Consider the following 234-nt stretch of genomic DNA (forward strand, 5'->3'; position numbering starts at 1 on the left):
CACGCTCTGGTGTGCACCCGTTCCATCCACCCTGGCCAGTGGTATATAGCTGTCCTCTTCGTAGATATAGAGGCTGGTCTGGCTGTGCCGATGTTCCTGGAGCAGGCGCAAACCTTCCCAGTCGAAGCGGGTTTCGCCCAAGGGATAGCCGTGGCTGTCGTGTTCGGTTTTGACGATACGTCGGCCGAGCGGATCGTAGGTCATTTTCACGACCGTTTCTCGCCCGTCTTTCTG

At 57.7% G+C, this 234-nt stretch carries 1 protein-coding gene; it reads right to left on the reverse strand.

Annotated features, from left to right (window positions below; all coding sequences use genetic code 11):
• Positions 1 to 234: hypothetical protein (locus tag NTD80_RS05410; RefSeq protein WP_262132516.1), on the reverse strand; the 234-nt coding region annotated here is incomplete at both ends.

The sequence above is a fragment of the Pseudomonas sp. 13B_2.1_Bac1 genome (assembly GCF_025466155.1).
In the GTDB taxonomy this organism is placed as follows: domain Bacteria; phylum Pseudomonadota; class Gammaproteobacteria; order Pseudomonadales; family Pseudomonadaceae; genus Aquipseudomonas; species Aquipseudomonas aylmerensis.